This window comes from Sorangium sp. So ce363 (assembly GCF_051520435.1).
GTDB lineage: Bacteria > Myxococcota_A > Polyangia > Polyangiales > Polyangiaceae > Sorangium > Sorangium cellulosum_B.
The window spans coordinates 1,833,926-1,857,660 of sequence record NZ_CP150333.1 but is presented as its reverse complement, the minus strand read 5'-3'; the positions used below and the strand labels follow the sequence as shown (position 1 = coordinate 1,857,660).

Annotated in this window: 19 protein-coding genes; 11 read left to right on the top strand and 8 right to left on the bottom strand. The window is 69.2% G+C overall.

The window, feature by feature from the left end:
- Positions 1 to 3 precede the first annotated feature (3 nt).
- The 4 genes from WMF12_RS07120 to WMF12_RS07105 all read left to right on the top strand — a co-directional run bounded on the left by WMF12_RS07120 (position 4) and on the right by WMF12_RS07105 (position 4,515).
- Positions 4 to 1,299: a DUF58 domain-containing protein gene (locus tag WMF12_RS07120; protein ID WP_437869637.1), complete on the top strand. Its 1,296-nt coding sequence runs from the start codon at positions 4 to 6 to the stop codon at positions 1,297 to 1,299.
- A gap of 149 nt (positions 1,300 to 1,448) precedes the next feature.
- Complete coding sequence (locus WMF12_RS07115; protein ID WP_437869636.1) at positions 1,449 to 3,017, top strand: AbgT family transporter; 1,569 nt, start codon at positions 1,449 to 1,451, stop codon at positions 3,015 to 3,017.
- Positions 3,018 to 3,314: 297 nt separating this feature from the next.
- Complete coding sequence (locus tag WMF12_RS07110; protein ID WP_437869633.1) at positions 3,315 to 3,929, top strand: sugar O-acetyltransferase; 615 nt, start codon at positions 3,315 to 3,317, stop codon at positions 3,927 to 3,929.
- Positions 3,930 to 3,939: 10 nt separating this feature from the next.
- A complete protein-coding gene (locus tag WMF12_RS07105) occupies positions 3,940 to 4,515 on the top strand; it encodes a TetR/AcrR family transcriptional regulator (protein WP_437744853.1) in 576 nt (191 codons plus the stop codon).
- A 21-nt stretch (positions 4,516 to 4,536) separates the two neighbouring features.
- Here WMF12_RS07105 and WMF12_RS07100 read toward each other — a convergent pair whose 3' ends face one another.
- From WMF12_RS07100 to WMF12_RS07085, 4 genes are all read right to left on the bottom strand, one after another.
- Positions 4,537 to 5,091: a hypothetical protein gene (locus WMF12_RS07100; protein ID WP_437869631.1), complete on the bottom strand. Its 555-nt coding sequence runs from the start codon at positions 5,089 to 5,091 to the stop codon at positions 4,537 to 4,539.
- A 145-nt stretch (positions 5,092 to 5,236) separates the two neighbouring features.
- Positions 5,237 to 6,355: a DUF4185 domain-containing protein gene (locus tag WMF12_RS07095; RefSeq protein ID WP_437869628.1), complete on the bottom strand. Its 1,119-nt coding sequence runs from the start codon at positions 6,353 to 6,355 to the stop codon at positions 5,237 to 5,239.
- Between the two features lie 183 nt (positions 6,356 to 6,538).
- Entirely contained in the window at positions 6,539 to 8,167 is a 1,629-nt protein-coding gene (locus WMF12_RS07090) for a sensor histidine kinase (protein ID WP_437869626.1), read from the bottom strand.
- Between the two features lie 468 nt (positions 8,168 to 8,635).
- Complete coding sequence (locus tag WMF12_RS07085) at positions 8,636 to 9,106, bottom strand: GNAT family N-acetyltransferase (RefSeq protein WP_437744849.1); 471 nt, start codon at positions 9,104 to 9,106, stop codon at positions 8,636 to 8,638.
- Between the two features lie 79 nt (positions 9,107 to 9,185).
- Here WMF12_RS07085 and WMF12_RS07080 point away from each other — a divergent pair, with 79 nt between their 5' ends.
- The 4 genes from WMF12_RS07080 to WMF12_RS07065 all read left to right on the top strand — a co-directional run bounded on the left by WMF12_RS07080 (position 9,186) and on the right by WMF12_RS07065 (position 14,501).
- The gene (locus WMF12_RS07080; protein WP_437873840.1) at positions 9,186 to 9,959 is read left to right on the top strand and encodes an endonuclease/exonuclease/phosphatase family protein; all 774 of its coding nucleotides are present in this window, start codon (positions 9,186 to 9,188) and stop codon (positions 9,957 to 9,959) included.
- A 273-nt stretch (positions 9,960 to 10,232) separates the two neighbouring features.
- Positions 10,233 to 11,882 carry a serine/threonine protein kinase gene (locus tag WMF12_RS07075; protein ID WP_437869622.1) on the top strand — a complete coding sequence of 550 codons (1,650 nt, stop codon included), beginning with the start codon at positions 10,233 to 10,235 and terminating at the stop codon, positions 11,880 to 11,882.
- Positions 11,883 to 12,037: 155 nt separating this feature from the next.
- Complete coding sequence (locus WMF12_RS07070; RefSeq protein ID WP_437869620.1) at positions 12,038 to 13,717, top strand: rhomboid family intramembrane serine protease; 1,680 nt, start codon at positions 12,038 to 12,040, stop codon at positions 13,715 to 13,717.
- Between the two features lie 73 nt (positions 13,718 to 13,790).
- On the top strand, positions 13,791 to 14,501 hold the full coding sequence (locus tag WMF12_RS07065) for a GNAT family N-acetyltransferase (RefSeq protein ID WP_437869615.1): 711 nt from the start codon (positions 13,791 to 13,793) through the stop codon (positions 14,499 to 14,501).
- A gap of 119 nt (positions 14,502 to 14,620) precedes the next feature.
- Here the strand turns inward: WMF12_RS07065 and WMF12_RS07060 are convergent, their stop codons facing one another.
- From WMF12_RS07060 to WMF12_RS07045, 4 genes are all read right to left on the bottom strand, one after another.
- Positions 14,621 to 16,072 (bottom strand): DUF6896 domain-containing protein, encoded by a 1,452-nt coding sequence (locus WMF12_RS07060; protein WP_437869610.1) that lies wholly within the window; start codon positions 16,070 to 16,072, stop codon positions 14,621 to 14,623.
- Between the two features lie 102 nt (positions 16,073 to 16,174).
- The gene (locus WMF12_RS07055) at positions 16,175 to 17,233 is read right to left on the bottom strand and encodes a hypothetical protein (protein WP_437869606.1); all 1,059 of its coding nucleotides are present in this window, start codon (positions 17,231 to 17,233) and stop codon (positions 16,175 to 16,177) included.
- A 2-nt stretch (positions 17,234 to 17,235) separates the two neighbouring features.
- Positions 17,236 to 17,631 carry a hypothetical protein gene (locus WMF12_RS07050; protein WP_437869605.1) on the bottom strand — a complete coding sequence of 132 codons (396 nt, stop codon included), beginning with the start codon at positions 17,629 to 17,631 and terminating at the stop codon, positions 17,236 to 17,238.
- 659 nt (positions 17,632 to 18,290) lie between these two features.
- Positions 18,291 to 19,637, bottom strand: coding sequence for an ATP-binding protein (locus WMF12_RS07045; protein WP_437869604.1), 1,347 nt, complete (start codon positions 19,635 to 19,637; stop codon positions 18,291 to 18,293).
- A 1,315-nt stretch (positions 19,638 to 20,952) separates the two neighbouring features.
- Between WMF12_RS07045 and WMF12_RS07040 the strand changes: the two genes are divergently transcribed.
- The 3 genes from WMF12_RS07040 (at position 20,953) to WMF12_RS07030 (ending at position 23,724) form a co-directional block, all read left to right on the top strand.
- On the top strand, positions 20,953 to 21,663 hold the full coding sequence (locus WMF12_RS07040; protein ID WP_437869601.1) for a DsbA family oxidoreductase: 711 nt from the start codon (positions 20,953 to 20,955) through the stop codon (positions 21,661 to 21,663).
- Between the two features lie 30 nt (positions 21,664 to 21,693).
- Positions 21,694 to 22,605, top strand: a complete 912-nt coding sequence (gene ylqF / locus WMF12_RS07035; protein WP_437744842.1) for a ribosome biogenesis GTPase YlqF — start codon at positions 21,694 to 21,696, stop codon at positions 22,603 to 22,605.
- 195 nt (positions 22,606 to 22,800) lie between these two features.
- Positions 22,801 to 23,724: a DUF808 domain-containing protein gene (locus tag WMF12_RS07030; RefSeq protein WP_437869598.1), complete on the top strand. Its 924-nt coding sequence runs from the start codon at positions 22,801 to 22,803 to the stop codon at positions 23,722 to 23,724.
- The last annotated feature ends 11 nt before the right edge of the window (positions 23,725 to 23,735 follow it).

Here is a 23,735-nt window from a genome sequence, read left to right as displayed (position 1 = left end):
GCGATGATCCCCTCGCGCGCCCTCGTCCTGCTCGCGATCGTGCCCCTCGGGCTCGCGGTGGCGACGCTCGTCGATCGCACGCTGCTCCTGCCCATGCTCGCCGCGGACGCGGGCATCGCGCTCTGGGCCGCGATCGACGCGCTCCTCGCGCGGAAGCCGCTGGTGACGGTGAAGCGCCACGCCCCCGCGGTGCTCTCCATCGGGCGCCCCAACCTGATCACGCTCGAGCTCCGCTCGCTCTCCCGCCGCAAGCTCTCGATCGAGGTCGCCGACGATCTCTTCGATCACGCCGAGAGCGACGACCTGCCGGTGAAGATCGAGCTCCCGCCCAGGGAGCGCGCGACGGCCCGCTACCACGTGCGCCCCACCCGCCGCGGCGCGCACACGATCGGCGATCACCATGTGCGCTACCTCTCCCCGTTCGGCCTCTGGATCCGGCAGGTCACGGTGCCGGCCGAGACGCCGGTCAAGGTGTACCCCGACGTGCAGGCCGTGCGCGCCTTCGAGCTCATGGCGCGCCAGGATCGCGATCCGTCGGCGCTGCGCGCCTCGCGCAAGCGCGGCGGCGAGAGCGAGTTCGAGCGCCTGCGCGAGTACCGCCGCGGCGACGAGTTCCGCTCCATCGACTGGAAGGCGACCGCGCGGCAGAAGAAGATCATCAGCCGCGAGTACCAGCTCGAGAGCAACCAGAACCTCCTCTTCCTCCTCGACGCGGGCCGCCTGATGACCGCGCAGACGCAGGGGCTCTCGCTCTTCGATCACGCGCTCAACGCGAGCTTGATGCTCTCGCACGTCGCCGCGCGCGGCGGCGACCGCGTGGGCCTGCTCGCCTTCGCCGACGGCATCAAGAGCTACGCGCCCCCGGTGAGCGGCGCGGGCGCGGCCAAGCACGTGCTCTCCGCGGGTTATGACCTCTACCCCGAGCTCGTCGAGACCAACTACGGCTCGGCGTTCCAGCACGTGGGCCTGCGCGTGCGCAAGCGGAGCCTGATCGTGCTCTTCACGCAGGTCGTGGACGACGTCGCCGCGAGCGAGCTGCTCCGCCTGATGCGCGGGGTGATGCCGCGCCACCTGCCGCTCATGGTGCTGCTGCGGGACGTGGAGATCGACGCGCTGGTCGAGGGCGGCGACGCCGACCCGTACACGCGCGGCGCCGCCGCCGAGCTCTCGAGCTTCCGCGACCGGCTCGTGCGCGACCTCAAGAACCACGGCGCGCTGGTGCTCGACGTCGCGCCCGGCCAGCTCACCGGGCAGCTCATCAACCGGTATCTCGAGATCAAAGCGCGCCATTTGCTCTGATCTGCGCGGCGGCGCTGGCGCCCATTGCTGCTCCAGCAGCAATCGGTGCTGATCCATTGCTCCTGCACAAGCACACCGGCGCCGGCCCGAGCAACCGATCAGGGCTCAGCGCGTCACGCTCCGCGGGGTGATCGCTTTAAGATGAGCGCATGTCCAGCGAGCAACCCGAGCAGTCCCTTCCCCTGCCCCGCGCCGAGCTCCGCGGGGCGAGCCGCGTCCTCGACGCGCTGGAGCGCGCCGGCAACAGGCTGCCTGATCCGGCGGTGCTCTTCGTCCTGCTGGCCGCGGTGGTCGTGGTCCTCTCCGCGGCGCTCGCGACGCTCACGTTCAGCGAGATCGACCCGCGCACGAAGCAGCCGCTCGTGATCCACAGCCAGCTCTCGGGCAAGGCGATCACGGAGTTCCTCTCGACCATGGTGCAGACCTTCACGAGCTTCCCGCCCCTCGGCGTCGTGCTCGTGGCCCTGCTCGGGGTCGGCATCGCCGAGCGCTCGGGGTTCATCAACGCCGGCCTGAAGAAGGTCCTCGCGGTCACGCCGAGGGTGCTGCTCACGCCGATGCTGATCCTCGTGGCCATCGCGAGCCACACCGCGGCGGACGCGGGGTACGTGCTCGTCATCCCGCTCGGCGGCGTCATCTTCCAGGCCGCCGGCCGGCACCCGCTCGCGGGCATCGCCGCGGCGTTCGCGGGCGTGTCGGGCGGCTTCAGCGCGAACTTCATCCCGTCGAGCCTCGACCCGCTGCTGCAGGGCCTCACGCAGGCCGGCGCGAGCATCCTCGACCCGAAGCGCACCGTGAACCCGCTCTGCAACTGGTTCTTCTGCAGCGCCTCCTGCCTCGTGATCGTCGCGGCCGGCTGGTACATCACCGACCGCGTGATCGAGCCGCGCGTCGCCCGGACCCCCGTGGACGCCGCGCCCGAGGCGGAGCAGCGCATGACGGCGGCGCTCACGCCCCGCGAGGCGCGCGCGCTCTGGCTGGCCCTCGCGTCGATGGCGGCCAGCGTCGCGCTGCTGATCGCGGCGAGCGTCCCGGCCTCGTCGCCGCTGCGCGCCCCGAGCGGGCAGCTCACGGTCAGCGGCGCGCCGCTCATGGGCGCGATCGTGCCGCTCATCTTCCTCTTCTTCCTCGTCCCGGGGCTCGTCTACGGCTACGCGGCCGGCACGTTCACGAGCCACCGCGATGTGATCGACGGCATGAGCAAGACGATGAGCACGATGGCCTATTACCTGGTCATGGCCTTCTTCGCCGCGCAGTTCATCTACCTCTTCAACCGCTCGAACCTCGGCGCGCTCCTCGCGCTGAAGGGCGCCGCGGGGCTGCAGGCATTGGCGCTCCCGAGCTCGGTGACCATCGTGGGCGTCATCCTGCTCACGGCGATCACCGACGTCCTCATCGGGTCCGCATCGGCGAAATGGGCGCTGCTCGCCCCGATCCTCGTGCCCATGCTCATGTCGATCGGCATCTCGCCGGAGCTCACGCAGGCGGCGTACCGGATCGGGGACTCGACGACGAACATCATCTCACCGCTGATGGTGTATTTCCCGCTCGTGGTGGTCTTCTGCCAGAAGTACGTGAAGGGTACGGGGATCGGCACGCTCGTCGCGCTGATGGTCCCTTACTCGGTGACCTTCCTCGTCGCCTGGACGCTGTTCCTTCTCGCGTACTGGCAACTCGGCTTCCCGCTCGGGCTGGACGCGCCCTATGTCTACCCCTGATAATCGACCTCTCCGGGGCGGCCGCGCACGAGCCCGCCCTGGAGCGACGTCCTGTCGTACGGCGCCCGGCGCGACGAGGTGCTGGCCCGGGCGCGGCTCCTGAATGCGGCCAGTCGAAGCGGCGAGGGAGCGCGCTCACGGGCAGCCGCCGCCCGGACAGGTGTTGCAGGTGACGGTGATATCGCCCGAGAAATCGTCGACGCGGCACGCGGGACAGCCCGGGTCCGCACATTCGCAGGTGACAGGGCCAGGCCGCCGATGTGGACATCCGTTCCTATCGAGTGTACACTCGTCCATATGTCGACCCCTCCCGATCTCCGGTCCATGCGCGAGCGGATGCTCGCTGGCGACCTCTACATCGCCGACGATCCCGAGATCGCCGAGCAGAGCGCGGCAGCGCTCGATCTCATGGCGGCCTACAACGCGACGTCGCCACGGCAGCGCCCGCTGCGCCGCCGCTTGCTGGAGCAGCTGCTCGGCGCGATCGGCGAGGGCACCGAGATCCGCCCGCCGTTCTACGTGGACTACGGCTCGCGCATCACCATCGGGGCGCGCTGCTTCGCGAACTTCGGCCTGGTCGCGCTCGACGTCGCGCCGATCACGATCGGCGACGACGTGCAGATCGGCCCGAACGTGCAGCTGCTGACGCCGACCCACCCGGTGGAGCCCGAGCCCCGGCGGCAGAAATGGGAGGCCGCGAAGCCCATCACGATCGGGAACAACGTGTGGCTCGGCGGCGGCGCCATCGTGCTTCCGGGGGTGACCATCGGCGACAACACCGTGGTTGGCGCGGGCTCCGTCGTGACGCGCGACCTGCCGGCCAACGTGGTCGCGGTCGGGAACCCCGCCCGCGTGATCCGCGCCCTCGACGCCGCGGGGGCCGCGCAGGCGCCGGGCGAGGCGCGAGGGTGACGGAGGCGCGATGAGCGCCGCCAGGGCGAGGCGCGCCGCCCCCGCGCGGCGGGCCCGCCGCCACGACCCCGGGCGCCGGGAGCGGCTCCTGGCGACCGCGCTCGACGTGATCGCCGAGCAGGGCGTCGCCGGCGCGTCCCACCGCTCGATCGCCCGGGCCGCCGACGTGCCGCTCGGCTCGACCACGTACCACTTCGCCTCGATCGACGAGCTGCTCGCCGCGGCGTTCACCCGGCACGCGGACGACATGGCCACCCGCTTCGAGGAGCAGATGCGCGCCGCGTGCGACCGCGGGGCCGCGGTCGAGCTCCTCGTCGAGCACCTCACCACGGCCCTGCTCGGCTCGGAGCGCGACCTGGTGCTCAGCGTCGAGCTCTACGTCGCCGCCGCCCGGAGGCCCGCGCTGCGCGCCGTCACCCAGGCCTGGATGCTGCGGAGCCGGCGCGCGCTGGAGCTCCACTTCGACCCGGTGACCGCGCGGGAGCTCGACGCGCTGATCGAGGGCCTCGTGCTGCACAGCGCCCTATCGACGGATCCCATGGCGCCCGAGCAGATCCGGCACGCCATCCGCCGCTTCACCCGCTGAGCTCCCGCAGGAGATTGCCCCTCAGCAGTCCGTGCTGCATACCAGCCGTCCGTCTGGACACGTCACGCCGGGCGTGCTGTCAGCGCCGCAGCTCACCTTGCACTCCGCCGTCTCGGCGCACGTCGCAACGCAATCGACATCGCACTTGAGATCGCAGTGACTCTCGTCCTCACACCGGATCGTGGCGCCAGGGCCCAGGTTGAACTTGCACGTGGCCTGATCTCGACAGACCGCCGTGGATCCGCCGTCCGCCTTCAGGTCGCAGTTCGACTGCTCCGTGCACGTGATCACGCTGCCGTCGCCGCCGTTGCCCTTGCACTCGCTCGTATCGATGCACTGGAGCGTGAGCGCGCCTTCGCTGCTGCCGTTGCACTTGGCGTCCGTCGTGCAGTCGAGCGAGCACGACGTCGAGCCGCACTCGGTCTTGCAATCGGCGCCCGCCACGCACTCACAGTCGAACCCGCTGCACGCACATCCTGCACCCGTGCACGTCGCGCTCCCTGTCTCTCCCCCGTCGCTCCCGCACCCGGCAACCGTGAACATCGCGAGCGCCACCAGCCAAGCTCTTGCCGTCATGGTCATCCCCTCCGAGAGTAGGTCGATCGCTAACCGAACGTAGACGGCGTCGCCAACCTCGTCATGCAGAGCAGAACGCGCGTCGCGCCGCATCCGTTCGGCCGCCTGCGACAGGGGGTGACGAGGGGCGGCGAGCGCTCGCCCGTCACTTCAGCACGACGCGGACGAGCGCGAACTCCGACCCGAACCAGCCGCTCGTCGGCCGCGAGTACGTGATGTACTGCACCCGGCCGCCGTCCTCCTCGTACTCTGCGTGATGAACCGAGTCGTACGGCGCGCGCTCCTCGAGGGCCGTATAGAGGGTGGCCTCGTCCGACCAAGGGCCGGTGAGGTCCGGGGCGGTGCGCGCCACGATCCGGTGGTCGAACGGAAGCGAGTAGACCGCGAGCCACGCCCCGAGGTGCTCACAGTACGAGACGGACATGATGGGCGCGCCGTCGAACAGCTCTGCGGCGTCCCCGGCGTCGTCGCTCCAGCCATCGCCGTCGAAGTAGCGGAAGGCACCCCGGTCGAGGGGCGTCTCGAGCGGCACGCGCGCGAGGCTGCACGGCTTGGACAGACTGCCGTCGCACGCGAAGGTGTACAGGTCGTCGCCGTGGGCGACCAGCGCGGCGCCCCAGCCTGGGTCCCCTTCCCCGAAGAGCAGGTCGGGGTGCTCCGCGCTCGCGTCGACGATCGGCCGCTCCGGCGCCTCGTCGAGGCCCTCCCAGATCGCGAACGACTGGCCCACGCCGCGGAAGTTGAAGTCGCCCGGCTCCGCATAGATGAGGCCATACGGGATCAAAGCGCGGTCGCGCGCCGGATCGAACACCGGCGCCCCGGGCCACACGGCCCAGCGAGCGCCGCACGGCGCCTCGGCGCAGTCATCGCCGGCGTGAGCGTCGTTGAACGCCTGCTCGTCCGCGGTGGGCGCGATGAAGTACCCCGGCGCCCCCACGCCGTCGGCCGGCGAGGAGAAGCCACCGATGCCGTCGGACGCGTCGAGATCGTCCGAGATGTCGAACGAGTTATGGTGCCAGTTCGTCCCGGCCTCGTCAGCCTGCGTGAGAACGGTATCGCCATAGACCCAGACCGACTTGCCCCACGCGACAGCGCTGTCCCCACCGTCGCGCCCTTCGATCCACGCCCCCTTCTCGATGACGCCGATCTCCTCGGCAGACGCGACGCCTGGGCCCGGCTCCCCGCCACACGCCGCGAGGACCAGATGCACGATGACGATGGGGACAGAACGGGTGAGCGCGACGGATCGGCGTACAGAGCTCATGACGCCATCATCCCACGACAGCGGACGGCGCCGCTCGTCGGAGCAGAATTCTGCCTTCGAGGGCTCGACTTTTCTCATACACCGGAGAGCCTCTCGTGAGGCCGAGCGGCGGAGAGGGAGGGGCGGGCTCCGAGCGGGACCGGTCGACGATGCGGAGCAACCTGTCGATCTGGATAGGCTTCTTCAAGGAATCGACGGCTTGTCGAGCAGGTCGACCAGCCTGGCACTCAGCTCGACATCGTCTTCGACGACGGACTTCGTCCTCTCCGGCGCGCGTCGTTTTGCCTGCGAGCGCTTCCGCTGCGGCCGGGTTCGCGTTGCCTCCAGCGGCTCCACCGCGTGCTCGATGGGCAGCTCGACGACGAATGTCGAACCCATGCCGAGCGCGCTCTCGACCCGGATCGAGCCGCCGTGAGCCTCGACGATCTGCCTGGCGATGAAGAGGCCGATGCCCACCCCGGCGTAGTCGCGCGACGAGACAGCGCGCTCGAACCGCTCGAAGATCCGCGCCGTGTTCTCGGGGGCGATGCCGATTCCATGATCGCGCACCGCGATCACGGCCGTGTCCCCGCGCCGCTGTGCGCTGAGCTCGACGGGGGCGTTCGCGCCATACTTCAGCGCATTGGACACGAGGTTCGTCACCACCTGCTCGATCCGCAGCGCGTCCCAGCAACCGAGGATCTCGCGCTCGACGTGCAGACGCAGCGAGCAGCCCGCCTGCATCAGCACCCCCCGGAGGGGCTCGACGGCCTGACGCACCACCTCGACGAGATTGACCCTCTCCGGCTCGAGCTCGAGACGACCCGCCTTGATGCGCGACAGATCGAGCAGCTGATCGACGAGCCGCGTCAGCCGCGCGACCTGTCGAAGGCTCCCCTCCACCGCTCGGGCGGTGGGGTCGTGCCGGAGGGTCGCTGGCTCGTCGCCGCCGAGCCTGCGCTCCAGCGCCTGCAGCGTGAGCTGGAGCGCGGCGATGGGCGTTCTGAGCTCGTGGGACGCGATGGAGAGGAACTCGTCTCTCTCTCGGACGGCAGCCTGGGCGGCCTCCTCACGGAGAGCGAGTCGGCCGCGATCTTCTACGGCCCTCCCCCGATCCCGGTCGATGCATTCCAACGCGGCAGCGCTCTTCCAGATGTGGCGCACGATGAGGACGATGCAGCCGACGACGAGGAGCGACGACTCGAACGCCGAATCGTAGAGGCCGAGCTTCCGCCCCGTCACGATCACCCAGCCGAGGACGAACGGCGCGCCGAACGCGGCGAGAATCAGGCGGCGTGCCATCACGCCGCCTGCCCCCGCGCTCATCAGCAGCTCGACGCCGCTCAGCTCGGGCCGCGCGCACAGGACGCCGGCAGACAGCACCAGAAAGAGCAGCGCCGTATGCAACGCCATCTCGGTCGTCGCTCCGACGCCATAGAGATACCCGACCCCGAGCACGTATCCGAGCACCGCCAGCTGCCCGACCAACGCGATCGGCACGACCATCGCGAAGAAGAGCCGGCGCACGCCCCGCGCCTTCACGTCGAGGAGCCACAGCGCCGAGCCGAGGAGGAGAAGGCAGATGGCCGTCGTGATAGCCATCCTTCCGAGGTGAGGGGTGCCGACGGCGTCCGGCCCCTCCCGGAAGAGGATTTGATCGATATGGAACGGCTGGTTCAGCGCGTATTCCAGGAACGTGAGCAACCCGACGACAGCGACTCCGCCAGCGCACGCCCGCGAAAGCCGGCGCGTCCATGAGCTCGATCCCGCTCGGCAGTGGAGCCACAGCGACGCGGCGGCGGCAAGGAAGGCCAGCGCCGTGTTCGCCTTCATGGTCACGAAGGTCGGATGAACACTCTTGAGAGTCTGAACATCGAGCCACCAGCCCACCAGGACGGCCCCGGCGGTCACGACGGTGATGGCGCACGCGGCTCGTGGGATGATCCCAATCCAGCCGAGCAGAGGTGAACCAAGGCGTTCGCGCGGGCGGCCAGGCCCGTCCAATCCGCTGCTTCGCCCGCCCGCTTTCGACATCATTGATCAGGTAGATTGTCTTCGAACACCGCGATGCGCAACGTGCGCGAAGTCGCGCGCTGCCCTCTCGTCACGCCTCCCAGCGCCGCGCTCCACGAGTTTTTTGGCATCTTCGGGTCTGCGATCGGTACAGGGGCAGCCCAGGCGAAACCGCGGGGTCCATCCGGCCGCGGATGGAACGGCAGAGGTCGCGACCTGCTGTGGCGCGCCGAGCACGCAGAGGGCCGTCGCCACCCGGCCGGACTCCTATCCCCAGCGCCCGCGGGCTCAGGCCATCCGCCGGACCATCTTCGTGTGCGGGATCCCCGCCTCGTCGAAGATCGGCCCCTCCTCGACGAAGCCGAGCTTGCGATAGAACGCCGCTGCAGCGACCTGGGCGTTCAGGACCAGCGCGCGCGCGCCCTCGGCCCCGGCGACGCGGATCGCCTCCTCCATCAGCCGCCGCCCGAGGCCCGCGCCGCGAAGGTCTTTCCTGACGGCGACGCGGCCGACCTTGAGCGCGCCCTCGTACGGCACGATCCGCATCGTCGCGACGACCTCGCCGCCGTCGAGGACCACGAAGTGTTGCGCGACGGCATCGAGCTCGTCGATCTCGATGTCCTCGGGCACGGACTGCTCGACGACGAAGACCTCGCGCCGGAGGCGGAGCGCGGCGGCGTAGAGCGGCGAGTCGCTGCGGATCGGGAGGACGTCGCCGGCCATGCCCGCTTCGTGCGCCGTCTCGGGCGCTGCGTCCACCCGATTCAGCGCGCCTTTTGACTGCTCCGCGCAGACGCCCCGGCCTCGGAGGAGCTAGCCTGATCGGACCGTGAAGATCATGACCTTCAACATCCTCTTCGGCGGCGAGGATCGGTTCGAGGCGATCCTCGCGATCGTCGCCGCCGCGCACCCCGATCTGCTCGTCCTCCAGGAGTGCGTGGGCTGGGAGGACGGCGCCCGGCTCCGGGCCGTCGCCGAGGCGATCGGCGCGCCCGCCGGCGAGCGGCACGCCGTCCTGGGCAACGCCAACCCGCGCCCGAACGGGAGGCGCAACCACGTCGCCGTCGTCAGCCGGGCGCCGCTCGCCGGCGCGCGCGTGCACGCGCCCGAGGCGCTGGCGCACTGCCTCGTCGAGGTCGAGCTCTCGCTGGGCGGCGAGCCGCTCGTGGTGCTCGGCACCCACCTCAACGCCGGAAGCGAGGATCGCCGGCTCACCGAGGCCCGCTGGCTGCTCTCCCTCGTGCCGCCCGCCCGGTTCGCCGCGGGCCTCTGGGCGCTCGCCGGCGACCTCAACGCGCTGTCGCGCCGCGACCCCTACCCCGCGGACCTCGGCACGCGCCTCGCGGCGGCCGGCATCGAGAAGTACGGCAGCCCGCCGCGGTTCGACACGATGGATTCGATCGAGGCGTTCGGCTGGGCCGACGCCCTGCTCCTGAGGCCGCGCTCGTCGCGCTGGTTCACCGCGCTGCGCGGGCGCGACGGCGCGCAGGTGGAGACGCGGACCGACTACGTGCTGCTGTCGCCGCGGCTCGCCGGCCGGCTCGCGCTGGCCGACGTCATCGACGTCGGCGCCGCGTCCGACCACCACGCGGTCATCGCCGAGCTCTCCTGACACCGCGCGCCGCGCGGCGGATCCGTCCACGCCTCTGCAACTGCAACAGCGAAGCACCGTTCGCTCAGCAATCCTCACGGCGAGCGCGGTGGCGGCAGCGCCCGAGCAACGGACGGAGCGCCGGTGTGACCGGGTCGGACCGGGACGACGCCACTGGAACAGCACACGATGCGATGTCTTCGGCTCGCCAGCGGCCGACAACATGATTGAATCGGCGGCATCGCGCGCGACCCGCGCGGGGGGCTCCGGTACGCAAACGCTTCGGTCCGCGCCATGGATTCACCCTACGGCCTGCAAGCTGGCAGCATCATCGGCGGCGACTTCGAGGTCGTGCGCCCGCTCGGCTCGGGCGGCATGGGCAGCGTCTATCTCTGCCGCCAGCACAGCACCGCGCGCCAGCGCGCCGTGAAGGTCATGCACCCGGTGCGCGCCGTCGACCCCGAGGAGCGCCGCCGCTTCGAGCGAGAGGCGCGAGCTCCTGGGCTCATCGGGTCGCCGCACATCGTCGAGGTGCTGATCGCCGGCGTCGACGGCGTGACGGGCCTGCCCTACCTCGCGATGGAGCTCCTCCAGGGCGAGACCCTCTCGGCCTGCGTCGCGCGGGCAGGCCCGCTCCCGCTCGCGGAGGCGCGCCGCGTCCTCGGGCAGCTGGGGCGCGCGCTCGAGGACGCGCACGGCGCGGGCATCGTTCACCGCGATCTCAAGCCCGAGAACGTCTTTCTCGAGGAAGCCGGCGGCGGCGCCGCGCCGCGGGTCAAGCTCCTCGATTTCGGCATCGCCAAGATCATCGCCGACGCGCGCGCCTCGCTGACGGCCGCCGTCGGCACGCCCCTCTGGATGGCCCCCGAGCAAGCGCGCGAGAGCCAGGGGGCGCTCCCCCAGAGCGACGTCTGGGCCTACGGGCTCCTCGCGTTCTTCGTCCTCACGGGCAAGCCCTTCTGGCAGTGCCGAGACGTCCCGTCGCTCCTCCGGGAAATCCTGTTCGAGCCCATCCCCACCGCGAGCCGGCGCGCGGGCGAGCTCGGACTGCCGCCCTTCTTCGCCGGATTCGACGCCTGGTTCTCTCGCTGCGTCGAGCGCGACCCCCTCGCCCGCTTCACCAGCGCGTCCGCGATGTGCCCTGTCCTCGAGCGCCTCCTCGACGGCGCCGCGCGCGTAGCGCCGACCGCGCCGGCATCGACCGCGCCGGCGTCGCGTCGCCGCACCTCGCTCCCGCCGCCGGAGGCGTCGCTCGGCGCCGCGGCGGCGCGTCGCCGCAGCTCGCTCCCTCCGCCCGAGGCCTCCCCGGCCGGCATGGTCACGGCGAGGCCGCCCGCCCCGGTCGCCGCCTGCTTCAACACCACGCTCGCGGCCCCGCCGCTCAGGGATCACGACGATCCCGCGCCGCCCGCGAGCTCGCCGCCGCCGCGCAGCGAGGGGGGAAGCTGGGCGACGAGGCCTTTCCTCCACGCGCTGGATGAAGATCACTGCGTCGCCACCTGGAAGGGCCTCCTCTTCCAGATCTGGCGCCGGCACACCACGGCAGCTGCGGTGAGCGAGGTCCGGAGCATCCTGCGCGAGCGCGGCAGCGAGCTGCAGGCGACGCTGGTCATCCTCGAGGAGAACACCGTCCCGGCGGGGCGGGAGGTCCGGAGCTCGCTCGCGGAGCTCTCCAGGGAGCTCGCGGCCCACGGGATGTGCGCCGCGCTGGTGTTCGAGGGCCACGGCTTCAAGGCGTCGCTCGTGCGCAACGTGGCCATCGAGTTCATCCTGCTGAGCCGCTCGCGGCTTCGTTACGAGGTGTTCAGCACCATGGACGACGCCGTCGCCTGGCTGATGCGCAATCGCCCGACGCGGGACTGGCTCAGGGAGCTGCCGGGGGTCACGGAGGCCCTCCGCCGCGAGGTGGCGGCGCACGCGGCGCGGGCGTCGCACATGCCCTAGCGAGGAGGCCGGGCGCGCCGACCCGGGACGAGCGCGGCAGCTCGCCGGGCGCGCTCCGCGATCCTGCGCGCGCCGCCTTTCGGCTACGCTCGCCGCGCGACCTCTCGCAGGAGGAGGAAGCAGGAGGAGAAGCGAGCGTGGTGGATCTACCGATCATGGACCGTGCGCCCGGGGACGACGCGGCGGCTCGACGCGACCGCCTGCTCGCCGCGCTGCTCCGCGGGCCGGACGCCCTCGTGCTGCTCCGCTGCGACCCGGGCCTGGCGTTCCTCGCGGGCAGGTCGGCGCCCCTCCAGATCGCGCTCGTCACGGCGCCGGGGGACCCGTCGGCCGACGAGCTCCACGCCCTGCTCGAGCCGCTCGTGAAGGCGGTGCAGCCGGGCGGGCCGCCGACGCACGTCGTGCTGGTGGGCGGCGGCGCTGCCCCAGGCCAGGCCGCGCTCGCGAAGGTCGCGCCGTTCGTGCAGCCCGTGCCGATGGGCTTCCACCACCTCGACGCGGCGGGCGGGCTCGCGCGCGTGAAGGGGCAGGCCCTGCCGGCCCTCGAGCGGGCCCACGAGCGCCTCGCCGAGGCGGGCCCTCTCGAGCCTGAGGCGCTCGCCGAGGCGCTCGCCGAGGGGCAGGCGCTGGCGCAGCAGGAGCGCGCGATCGCCGACCGGCTGAGGGGCAGCCGCCGCGTCACGGCGACGCTCATGATCGCGTGCGCCGTGCTCCTCGCCGTGAGCTACGCCTTCGGCTCGGGCACCCACGAGGCGGCGCTGTGGCGCATGGGCGCCAACAGCGGCGAGGCGGTGCGCCATGGGGAGCTCTACCGGCTCCTCGCCTCGGCGTTCCTGCACGCCGACCCGATCCACCTCTTCGTCAACATGCTGGCGCTGTGGTCCTTCGGCCCGATGCTCGAGGCGCTCCTCGGCCCGCGGCGCTTCCTCCTGCTCTACGGGGCCTCGGCGCTCGGCGGGTCGCTCGCGAGCGCGATGCTGGAGGACCGGTGGAGCGTCGGCGCGTCGGGCGCGATCTGGGGCCTCATGACGGCCGGCATCGGCGTCGCGCTCCGTCCGCACGGGCTCCTGCCCCCCGCGATGATCGCGCAGATGCGCAGCCGCGCGTGGCTGCCGCTCGGGCTCAACCTCGTCTACAGCTTTCAGCCCGGCGTCGACCTGCTCGCGCACCTGGGCGGCGGCGTCGTCGGCTTCGCGCTCGTCGTCACGGTCCTCCCCCGGGGCCTCACGCCCGTGGACCGGCGCGAGCGCGCGGCGGACGCCGAGCCGAGGCCGCGCCCCCTCCTCACGGCGGCGGCCGCCCTGACGGCCGCGGCGATGGCGCTGTCCGTGGCGATGGCGTTCGCCGCCGGCCGCCCGTGGGAGCTCCGCGCGCCGCCGGCGCTGACGCGCACCGCGGTCGCGGACACGGGCGTCGCCCTGGACCTGCCGGAGGCGCTCGCGGGCGCCGCATCCGTGGAGGAGCTGTCCGGCGTCCGCTTCCACACGTACGGCCAGCTGCCCCGGACGCCCGTCGTGTTCCAGGTCGCCGTCTTCCCGCTCGAGGGCCCGGTGCCGCCCGATCAGCTGGACGCCCTCCTCGAGCAGGAGCGCAAGGTGCTCGACGAGCAACGGCCGGCGAACACCGTCACGAAGGGCCCGGCAGCGCGCGTCACGCTGGGCGGGCGGCCGGCGGTGAGCGTCAAGAACGGGCTCAAGAACGGCGTGCAGATGGTGAGCTACGTCGTCGTGCTCGGGGACCGCGAGGTGATGCTCCAGGCCTACTCGACGGCGGATCGGCCGGCGACGTGGGAAGGGATCGAGGACAGGGTGGCGGCGACGATCGGGGCGCAGTAACACGCGGCGGGCGGCTCCCGCGGCCGGCGCCGTGAGCAAACCACCTTGTGGAGATAGCGATCCCGTGGAGCACATGAATTCTCTGATGCAGCCGATCGGCCACCCTCTCCCCGGCTGGACGCCGCGGCCGCTGCCGCCGCGCGAGATCCTGCTCGGGCGCACGTGCCGGCTCGAGCCGCTCGACCCCGAGAGGCATGCGGCGGACCTCCATGCGGCCAACCTCGCGGACGCGGAGGGGCGAGGGTGGACCTACCTGCCCTATGGGCCCTTCGCGACCCTGGCGGACTACCGCGCCTGGATGGACGTCACGTGCCTGGGCGACGATCCGCTGTTCCATGCGATCATCGACGCGGCGACCGGACGGGCGGTCGGCGTCGCGGCGTACCTGCGGATCGACCCGAAGAGCGGCGTCATCGAGGTTGGGCACCTCAGGTACTCGCCGCTCCTTCAGAGGACGCCTGCGGCGACGGAGGCGATGTACCTGATGATGCGGCGGGCGTTCGACGAGCTCGGCTACCGGCGCTACGAGTGGAAGTGCGACGCGCTCAACGCGGGCTCGCGGGCGGCGGCGGCGAGGCTCGGGTTCCGCTTCGAAGGCGTGTTCCGGCAAGCCATGGTGATCAAGGGGCGCAACCGCGACACCGCGTGGCACGCGATCATCGACAAGGAGTGGCCGGCGGCGAAGGCGGCGTTCGAGCGCTGGCTCGATCCATCGAACTTCGACGGCGCGGGACGCCAGCGGCAGAGCCTCTCCGCGCTGATGGGCGCGGGGGAGCCGCGGTAAGCGGGGGTGACCGGGCGACGGCGAGGCGGCGCCGCGTCACCCGGGGGGAAGGGCATTCCAGCGTGACGCGCTCATCCCCGCACCCCTTTATCGAGATCGCGTGCGCGCATATCTGCATTTCATCCCCACACCACGCGGTCGAAGTCCGGATCGATCCCCGGTCGGGTCGCGTCGGCCCAGGCGCGACGTTCGTCGATCTCGTACGCGAGAGAATCATCGGCACAGGCCTCCTGGATCTCCTCCCATCGATAGCCCGGGCCCTCCGTCGTCCGCAGGACGTGGGTCTGCGTCCAGTGCGCGACCGCCGCGCGCGCCTCGTCCGATCCGATCCACGAGAGCGCGGCCCGCACGGAGGCCGATTCCTCGAACGTGGCGGCGTCGTCCAGCGCGAGCACGAGCTCTCGAAGGCACCACGCCTGACCGAGCGCCGCGAGCGCCGCGGCGACGTCCGTCCGGACCGCGGGCGTGCTCGATCGCAGCCCCCGGCGGAGCGCGGCGAGCGCGTGCGGAGGTGCGTGTTCGAGGAGCAGCAGGGCAAGCTCGCCGAGGAACGGGTTGCCCAGGTAGCCCGCGACGACCTCGACGCGCGCGAACGCCAGCACCACCTCGACCGCGCGATCGCGCTCGATCCCGCGGCGCAGCAGGTACCGGGCCGCGGCGTGCACGGCGTAGGGATGATGCAGCGCCGGATCCGCGCGGGCGAGCAGCCTGGCTACCGCTGGGCAGACGGGGTAGTCCGGGTGTACGTCGAGCCGTTCGATCGCGTGCCCAGAGGTCGCGTTCACCGACGCGTCGATCAGCCCCGCGCACACATCGACGAACTCCGCCGGCTCGAGCACTGTCTCGAGGGGCTCGATGAACGCGCTTGCCGTCGCCTCGTGCGCGATCCCCGCGCGCAAGTACCGCTTGTAGGCGTCGCGCTGCGCGGCGGCTCGCGCCTGGGTGGCCGCCGAGGGCCGCTCGACGGCGAGCAGCTCGTGATCGCCGAGGTGCTCCGCCCAGCGAGCGCGGAGGGACGCGTCGGAGAAGTCGATCGCGGCGAACGCCCCGGCGTTCTCCTCGATCTCAGGGACGACGCGGAAGACGTGCCGATGCTCGTTGCGGACGAGCAGTCCCTCCCGGGTGAGCTCGCCGATCGCGGCGGCCATGGCGTCAGCGGTCGGAAGGAATGCGAGCAGGCGCCGCTCGGGGAGCGCGGGGTAAGGGAGGCTCAGGATGCGCTGCGTGAAGAACCAAGGATCGATCGTGAGGCCGTTATCGCCGTGATCATCGACGTCGATCGTCTCGCCGTCGGGTGCGGTCAGGCAGAGGCCGATGCCGTGAAAGTAAAACTTCCAGCCCGGCATGCCCGGTACGTCGCCACGGCGGGAGGCATGAGAGAGGCGCTCACGCTGGACCCGTACCAGCCAGCGCTGCCGATCGACCTGCCGCGCGAGCGCCACGAGGAGCCATGCGTGCCACGGGTCAGGAGGCGGACCGGCGGCGACCGGGCCCGCAGCGAGGACGGAGCTAACGGCAATAAGGACGTGATGCACCGGCGTCTTCGTGACGCGGCTGAGCTTGCGGGGCAAGGCGGGGGCGCGGGCGCCGGGGGTGAGCGCCCCCAGGCCGATGATGCGGCGAGCGTTCGGATGGCCACGATGATCCCGCCATACGGATCATGTTAGCTCTCATCACCGAGCGAGCCGTCCATCTTCGAGCAAGATCCAGGGGGATGAAGGTGCATACGCTTCGGTCCCAGCGATGGGCAGGCTTGGCGCATCCACGAGATGATCGAGCCCCGTGTCTCGGATCCGGATCCCACGTTCGGTGAGGCGGTAGACCTTCGAGAGCAGCGGGTATTCAGGCGGCTTCGGGCCAGGAGCGCGCTCCACCGCGGCGCTCACGTCGTGCTTTGCCCACTGGGCGAGACGGTCTCCCAGGAACAGGTCCCCTGTGCAGGAGACGAGATCCCGCAAGTCCACCCCAAGCTGCGATTTATTGCAGATCACCCTCACTGGAGTCTGCCAGTCCTCGACGGACAGGATGGCAAAAATAAGCTCGTCATATCGGCTGAGAGCCAGAGCACCCCCCGTGTTCCTCCGTGGAAAGAAGCAAGAGAGGAGCGCCCACAGCGAAGCGAGCTCTGGAAACCCTTCGACCCCAGCGATGCAGCTTTCGACGAAGGACAATGGGCTCTCGTCCGCGTAGCTTTCCCAGAGACCAATGGCACGTTCGTAACGCTCCACCGGCCAGGGGCGCGCCTTGTCGAGGCGGTCCAGAAGAACCTCGTCGGGGTGGTCGGCAACCGAGCCGGTGCAGTCGAACGGCGGGATCCTTGGCAGTTCGGGAAACCTTTTCATCGTGCCGTAGACACGCTCGAATTCCGCGATGAGGACGTCGCTGCGCTGGATCCCCAGGCTTCGCAAATAGCTACAGATCCTCCAGAGGTTCACCCGTTCGTCGAGGCTCGTCGTTGCCCACAGGACAACGGGCGGGATCCATCGGATATTGGACGAGTAGAGCTGATCCCATTTCTCGCCCGCCTCGTCACTGTCCGAGCATTGTTCACCTGAAGAAAACCACACCTCACGCGTCCGGACATGCTCTGCGGGAATCAGGCGGCTCGGTCCGATGATCAGGTGCTCGTGCGCACGCACGATGTTGGTCACGCCGAGCCGCGCCAGACGCTCTGCGGCTGGCGCGTCGAAGGTGACGTGCGTTGCGCTCAGAAGGACCGGGGGAATCGTCATACTCACTTAAATCCGCACTGAAAACAAATCTCATACGTGTAGGGCTTATCCTGCTGACATTCGTCACGACAAATCTCGCAGTAGGTATATCCATGACTGTTCCTGCGTGTACATCGCCCACCAATATCATGGCATTTTTCGTACATCTCGGTACAGTCGTGAACTGGCGTGCACCCTGCCATCAGCGCGAGCGAGTCGCTCCCTACTTCTTCGCGTTCGTCGTCTTCGCCGTTGCTTGGGAAATCTCCCGCCCCTGCGGATTCTGTCGGGTATCCAGCACCTGCGCTTCCCGGCTCCACCGTGTCGCAGGTGTAGGACAGGTCGCATGCCGACGCGAGCACGATCGTGAGCCCGCCGCACAGCACGAGCGCCCCTGCTTTCTTCAAGCTGTTTCCCATGGCTTCCTCCCTATTCCAGATGCGCGTACCGTTCTCCCACCGGAAAGACGGCGTCAACCGGTAACCGAGGCTGCAATTATGTTCCCATTGTCACCACGCCTACGGCTCGGACCGCGGCACGTGCGTCGACCCGGTGACGATCCGGCTCGCGCCGGCCACCGGCAACGTCGGCGCCGAGGTCGTCGTCAAGGAGCGACGGGGAGGAGGAGGCGTTCGAGATCGTCGCGAACACGGGCCGACAGGTCGAGCAGGCCGGGTCCCCCTACGTCACCTTCCGCCTGGTCAGCGACCGCGCGACGTGGGCCGCGCTCTGACGGGTTTGGAAGCCGGGGACTACGGGCTTGGAAGCCGGAGACCTGGACGAGGAGGCGCCCGAACCCAACGAGGACGAGGAGCGCCCGTCAGAGCTTCCCTCGGCACCGCCTGGAGAACCGGCGGCTCCCGCGCGACCCGTGAGGAGACGCTGGCCGGAGCCACGGCTGGGCTATTTGGTCATCATCGGCTGCGAAAACGCTGGCGAGCCCCGAGGCGGCTCGCTCCGGTGGGCGGCAGTGGGGATCGGAAAATCGGACATGACAAGGACTGGAATCATCCGTCGCTACCACGCCGTCGGCTGACCGACAGATCGCAAGCAATTCATGAGATGACCACGACACGATTCATCGAATCATGAGAACCGTGGACAATGGAACAGATATTATATTCGGATCCTCTGCCGCATCATCATCATTCTGTGTCACCAGAACCCCAAAAGGAGCCCTGTAGGCTAATTTACCCATAAAATGACGCAATCCTTCAGTATGTTCACCCCCACCGGCACGGCGACGGTACTTCACCTCGACAGGAATTCTAACGTCGCCGATCGTGAGAACGAAGTCGACCTCAGGCTCCTTATTCCGAGCGGGAAAGTGATTCACAGTAAGCCCCGGAATTGTGAGCAAATAGGCACCTAACACACTCTCCGCAAGATGACCCGCGAGATCTGCCAGTTCCGGCTTCGCACGTAGTTTCGCGGGAGAGAGAGGAATCTTCTCGCCCAGCCACGCAGCTCTCAGCCCATGGTCTGCCAGACAGAGCTTGTTTGCTCCCTTTGCCTTCTTCAACCGAATCTCAAGAGGTCGGATTGCACGAAGCAACAGTGCGCGCTCTAGGAATTCCAAGTAGTGGCGGATCCTCGCAGGCCCCACGTTTCCCGCTAACGCGTGTTGAACCTCCTCAACGAACGCTCTGATTTGAGGCGCCTGCCCGGCATAGCGACAGCTCATTCTAAAGACTTCCTCCAGAAGGCCTTCGTCGCGCTTCCTACCTTTTGTCTCGCCGACGCGGAGATCGTGCCGGATCACTCTACGTATTACCGTCTCAACCAACTGCGGCGCCATCTCTTCCCACGGAACGTCCATGTGCTCGTGAACAAGCGGATAACCACCTCGCTCTGAAAACGCATCAAATGCCTCATCGCGAAGCTCTCGTTGCTCCAGTCCAACGTTGCGAACTTCGTACCAGAACGACTTGTCCGCAAGTTTGTGGATATCTGCATCAGGCAGCGCTGCCCGCAGCGTGCTACCGAATCGAATCTTTGATATCTCTCGCAGCGTAAGGGTTCCCACCTCGATCGTTTGAATGCGCCCGGCCAAGCTATCCCGCCCGAGCTCAATCCGAAGAGCCGAACTTCCTGTTACAACTGCGTAGACCGTTGAACTATCAACGAGATGCTTTAGCTGCGCCGCCCAGTTGTCAAGGTTTTGCACCTCGTCAAAGAACATAAATGCCGGCTCATGGGCACGAGCAGAAGCATTTAGCTTCTTTCGCAGAATTCTTGCCTCAAACCACTCAACTATAGATTTAATCGGAGACTGCATTTTAAGCAGACCCGCCACATCATCAAACTGAACGCGGAGGATACGGTTTGGGGAAACTCCGTCACTGAGGAGACTCTCAATAACCTGCAGCTGCGCAACGGTCTTCCCGACGCGACGCGGGCCCCTTACAACGACGATCGGCGCCATGTGCGCCTTTAGGCTGCGACGAAGTTGGCCAACGAAGTATCGCTCCTGTGGAGGAAGCTCCTTGCCTGGCTCTGAAGTCCACCAGGGATTATTGTCAAGAAGAATAGACTCAACGCTAGTTGACAGCGTAGATGTAGCCACTACGACAAGTGGCCGGGTTTCGTCGCTCTTTGCCGGCGGTGCCGGGCGCTGAGCGATTAACGACAACTGCGACGATAGAATTTGGGCGCGCCAGGACAAAAGCGTTTGGGCGCGTCGCAGAGCCGTTGCCTGACTCAGTTTTGATTTGCGGCTGATGCTTGCGGCTATATCCAACGCATCCGGCCGAACCCTTGACATTAGGTTGGGAGCAATAGCTTGAATAACGGAGCTTCGAGAGATGGCTTCGCCAAAAATCTCGCGCTCGTCGATACTTTCCTGTGGCGTGGCCATGAGTCTGAGGCCCAACGATGTGGGTTTCCACTCTGGGCCACCTCGGAGGAGTCCAAGGGTGGCAGCAGCATTCAGGGCATAGCTTGTGTGCCTTTGACTTAAACCGGCCAGTTCTGCGCCTGACTGGAGGCCGACCGATGCAAGCGCGGACACTTGCTCGACCACGCGCCGAATTTTATCAAGCCGGTCTGATTGCGGGACATCTGCAGAACTGATGGTGTCGGACACAGCGCTCGTCTTGGTGGTCTTCGGCACTCGCGGATTATAACGAAAACGGCGCGTGTTCGTATACAAATTGACGGCACGAGCGCCGATGTGTGCCGTTAGCGCAACTGTGACCCCTCAGCAGTCGTGGCGAGGAACTTTCTGGCGTCGCTGACGACCACGGTTCAGCAGAGCCAGCTCTCTCTAGCTCCGTGAGATCGGTGTTCGCGAGGACGCGCTCCCACGCCGCCGCGGGCCGTTCGGATCTCCAACCCGAGCCCAGCAGGCGGCGCTGACAGGACCCGGAGGCTTGACGCAACCGGCGGCGCACCAGCGACGACCGCGGGACCATGACCGACCACACCCAGTTCAGCTCCAGGTTCGATTCCCGGCACCTCCACCAAGAAGACACGTCTCGCGCCGTGTTTTCTCTCTGTGTGTGTGTGTTCTGCGTCTGACCTGACAAATATCGACAACGCTGGATCACCGCGCAGCTGAACATCGACCAGACCACAGAACGCCACCGCGAAGGCGACGGCCTCCCACAGGCAGGCGTACCCGCGAGGTCTCGGCTCTCCCCGGCGAGCTCGACCCCTCACCGACCGCCGCGCCGGCACCCCTCCCGCCCGCGACGCACGCCGCCTGGCCGGAGGCGCCGCGGCGCCCTACCTTGACCCCCATGAAGAAGCTCCGTGTCGATGTCTGGTCCGACATCGCGTGCCCGTGGTGCTACGTCGGCAAGCGCCGGCTGGAGGCCGCGCTCGCCAGGTTCCCGCGCCGGGATGCCGTCGAGGTCGTCTGGCGCGCGTTCGAGCTCGACCCCTCGGCGAAGCGCGTGCTCGACACCGAGGTCTCCTACGCCGGGCGCCTCGCGAAGAAGTACGGCGTGCCGGTCGCCAAGGCCGAGGCGATGATCCGGCAGATGACCGAGGTGGGCGCGGCGGACGGCCTCGATCTCCGCTTCGACAAGGTCCGGCCCGGCAACACCTTCGACGCGCACCGCGTGCTCCACCTCGCGGCCGAGCGCGGCGTGCAGGACGCGGTGAAGGAGCGGCTGCTCCGCGGCTACATGACCGAGGGTGAGGCCATCGGCGAGCCGGAGGTGCTCGCGCGCCTCGCCGGCGAGGCGGGGCTCGACCCGGACGAGGTCCGCGCGGCGCTCGCGAGCGACGCCCACGCGCGCGAGGTGCGGGCCGACGAGGCCGAGGCGCGCGCGATCGGCATCACGGGCGTCCCCTTCTTCGCGTTCGGCGGGCGGTACGGCGTCTCCGGCGCGCAGCCGGCCGAGGCCCTCCTCGGCGTGCTCCAGAAGGCGTGGGACGAGGCGGCGGACGCGCCCGAGCAGGCGCTCGCCGAGGGGGCGGCCTGCGGCCCGGACGGGTGCGCGTGAGCCGCCGGGCGTGATAGAGCTCCGCGACGGATGTCGATCCAATGGTATCCAGGCCACATGACCAAGGCTCGGCGCACGATCGCCGAGTCGATGCCGTCGCAGGACGTCGTCATCGAGGTGCTCGACGCCCGCATGCCGCTGGCCAGCGAGAACCCCGTCCTGGCCGAGCTGCGCGGCCAGAAGCCGTGCATCAAGGTCCTGAACAAGAGCGATCTGGCGGACCCGGCCGTCACCACGGCGTGGCTCCGCTACTTCGAGGCGGAGGGCGCCGCGCCGCCTGACGAGGCGGAGCGCGGCGCCTCGCCGGGGGGCCAGGTGCTCGCGATCGCGATCTCCGCGAGCCAGTCGTCCGAGGCGCGGCGCCGGATCCCGGAGCTCTGCAAGCGCCTCGCGCCCCCCAAGAACGGCCCCGGCAAGGTGGTGCGGGCCATGATCGTGGGGATCCCCAACGTCGGCAAATCGACGCTCATCAACCTGCTCATGGAGCGCAAGGTCGCCAAGGTCGGCGACGAGCCCGCGGTCACGAAGAGCCAGCAGCTCGTCACCTTGAAGACCGGCATGGCCATCTCCGACAACCCGGGGATCCTCTGGCCCAAGATCGACGATGAGGCGGCCTCGTTCCGCCTGGCCGTGGGCGGGGCGATCCCCGACACGGCCATCGATTACCAGAGCGTCGCCCTGTTCGCGGCGGGGTACTTCCTGCGGCGCTACCCCGAGCTCCTCGTCGCCCGCTACAAGCTGAAGGAGCTGCCGGAGACGGCCGCCGCGCTGATCGAGGAGATCGGCCGCCGCCGCGGCTGCCTGCGCAGCGGCGGGGCGGTGGACCTGCACAAGGCGTCGGACATCCTGGTCCACGACTTCCGCGCCGGCCGGCTCGGGCGCATCAGCCTGGAAGAGCCGCCGGGGCTGGAGTCGCCGTCGGGGATCGAAGAGAGCGCGTGAGCCGCGGCGCGGCGCCGACGGCCGGGCTGGCCGATCGACGTGGGCGCCCAGGATCTTCGACCCGAAGGCCGCCGACGCCCGCTACCATGCCCACCGCGACGGCTGCGCTGCGGCGCCGCCCGTGACGTTCGCCACGCTCCTACGCTCCTACGCTCCTACGCTCCTACCCCATTCACCCGACGAGGACCTCACTCCATGGCCGGAAGCAGCCTGCTCGCCCTGATCGACGACATCGCCACCGTGCTGGACGACGTTGCCGTGCTGACGAAGGTGGCCGCCAAGAAGACCGCCGGCGTGCTGGGCGACGATCTGGCGCTGAACGCGCAGCAGGTGACGGGCGTCAACGCCGACCGCGAGCTGCCGGTCGTGCTGGCCGTGGCGAAGGGCTCGATGCTCAACAAGGCCATCCTGGTGCCGGCGGCGCTGGCGATCAGCGCCCTCGCGCCCTGGGCCGTCACGCCCCTGCTGATGATCGGCGGCGCCTTCCTCTGTTACGAGGGCTTCGAGAAGGTCGCCCACAAGGTGCTGCACAGCAAGTACGAGGACGAGGCGCACCACGCCGAGCTCGTGCAGGCGCTCTCCGATCCGAAGATCGACCTCGTCGAGTTCGAGAGGGCGAAGATCAAGGGCGCTGTGCGCACCGACTTCATCCTGTCGGCCGAGATCATCGCGATCACGCTGGGCACCGTGGCGGCGTCGCCGTTCGGCACGCAGGTCGCCGTGCTGACCGGCATCGCCCTGCTCATGACCGTGGGCGTCTACGGCCTGGTCGCAGGCATCGTGAAGCTCGACGACGCCGGCCTCTACCTGAGCCGCCAGAGCGGCGGTCTCCAGCAGTCGCTCGGCAGCGGCATCCTGAAGGCGGCGCCGTGGCTGATGAAGGGTCTGTCGGTCGCCGGCACGGCGGCGATGTTCCTCGTCGGCGGCGGCATCCTGACGCACGGCGTGCCGTGGCTTCACCACCACATCGAGGACATGACCCAGGGCGCCGGCGCCGTGCTCGGCGCGGTGGTGCCGTCGCTCGCCAACATGATCGTCGGCGTCGCGGCCGGCGCGGTCGTGCTGGGCGTCGTGACCGCGGTGAAGCAGGCGATGAACCGCGAAAAGGACGGCCACTGACCCTGGAGCGC

What these genes read in the sequence shown, in the direction of transcription:
- WMF12_RS07120 (WP_437869637.1), top strand. Translation starts at nt 4, where the DNA reads ATGATCCCCTCGCGCGCCCTCGTCCTGCTCGCGATCGTGCCCCTCGGG.
- WMF12_RS07115 (WP_437869636.1), top strand. Translation starts at nt 1,449, where the DNA reads ATGTCCAGCGAGCAACCCGAGCAGTCCCTTCCCCTGCCCCGCGCCGAG.
- WMF12_RS07110 (WP_437869633.1), top strand. Translation starts at nt 3,315, where the DNA reads ATGTCGACCCCTCCCGATCTCCGGTCCATGCGCGAGCGGATGCTCGCT.
- WMF12_RS07105 (WP_437744853.1), top strand. Translation starts at nt 3,940, where the DNA reads ATGAGCGCCGCCAGGGCGAGGCGCGCCGCCCCCGCGCGGCGGGCCCGC.
- WMF12_RS07100 (WP_437869631.1), bottom strand. Translation starts at nt 5,091, where the DNA reads ATGACGGCAAGAGCTTGGCTGGTGGCGCTCGCGATGTTCACGGTTGCC.
- WMF12_RS07095 (WP_437869628.1), bottom strand. Translation starts at nt 6,355, where the DNA reads ATGAGCTCTGTACGCCGATCCGTCGCGCTCACCCGTTCTGTCCCCATC.
- WMF12_RS07090 (WP_437869626.1), bottom strand. Translation starts at nt 8,167, where the DNA reads ATGAAGGCGAACACGGCGCTGGCCTTCCTTGCCGCCGCCGCGTCGCTG.
- WMF12_RS07080 (WP_437873840.1), top strand. Translation starts at nt 9,186, where the DNA reads ATGACCTTCAACATCCTCTTCGGCGGCGAGGATCGGTTCGAGGCGATC.
- WMF12_RS07075 (WP_437869622.1), top strand. Translation starts at nt 10,233, where the DNA reads ATGGATTCACCCTACGGCCTGCAAGCTGGCAGCATCATCGGCGGCGAC.
- WMF12_RS07070 (WP_437869620.1), top strand. Translation starts at nt 12,038, where the DNA reads ATGGACCGTGCGCCCGGGGACGACGCGGCGGCTCGACGCGACCGCCTG.
- WMF12_RS07065 (WP_437869615.1), top strand. Translation starts at nt 13,791, where the DNA reads ATGAATTCTCTGATGCAGCCGATCGGCCACCCTCTCCCCGGCTGGACG.
- WMF12_RS07055 (WP_437869606.1), bottom strand. Translation starts at nt 17,233, where the DNA reads ATGACGATTCCCCCGGTCCTTCTGAGCGCAACGCACGTCACCTTCGAC.
- WMF12_RS07050 (WP_437869605.1), bottom strand. Translation starts at nt 17,631, where the DNA reads ATGGGAAACAGCTTGAAGAAAGCAGGGGCGCTCGTGCTGTGCGGCGGG.
- WMF12_RS07045 (WP_437869604.1), bottom strand. Translation starts at nt 19,637, where the DNA reads ATGGCGCCGATCGTCGTTGTAAGGGGCCCGCGTCGCGTCGGGAAGACC.
- WMF12_RS07040 (WP_437869601.1), top strand. Translation starts at nt 20,953, where the DNA reads ATGAAGAAGCTCCGTGTCGATGTCTGGTCCGACATCGCGTGCCCGTGG.
- ylqF (WP_437744842.1), top strand. Translation starts at nt 21,694, where the DNA reads ATGTCGATCCAATGGTATCCAGGCCACATGACCAAGGCTCGGCGCACG.
- WMF12_RS07030 (WP_437869598.1), top strand. Translation starts at nt 22,801, where the DNA reads ATGGCCGGAAGCAGCCTGCTCGCCCTGATCGACGACATCGCCACCGTG.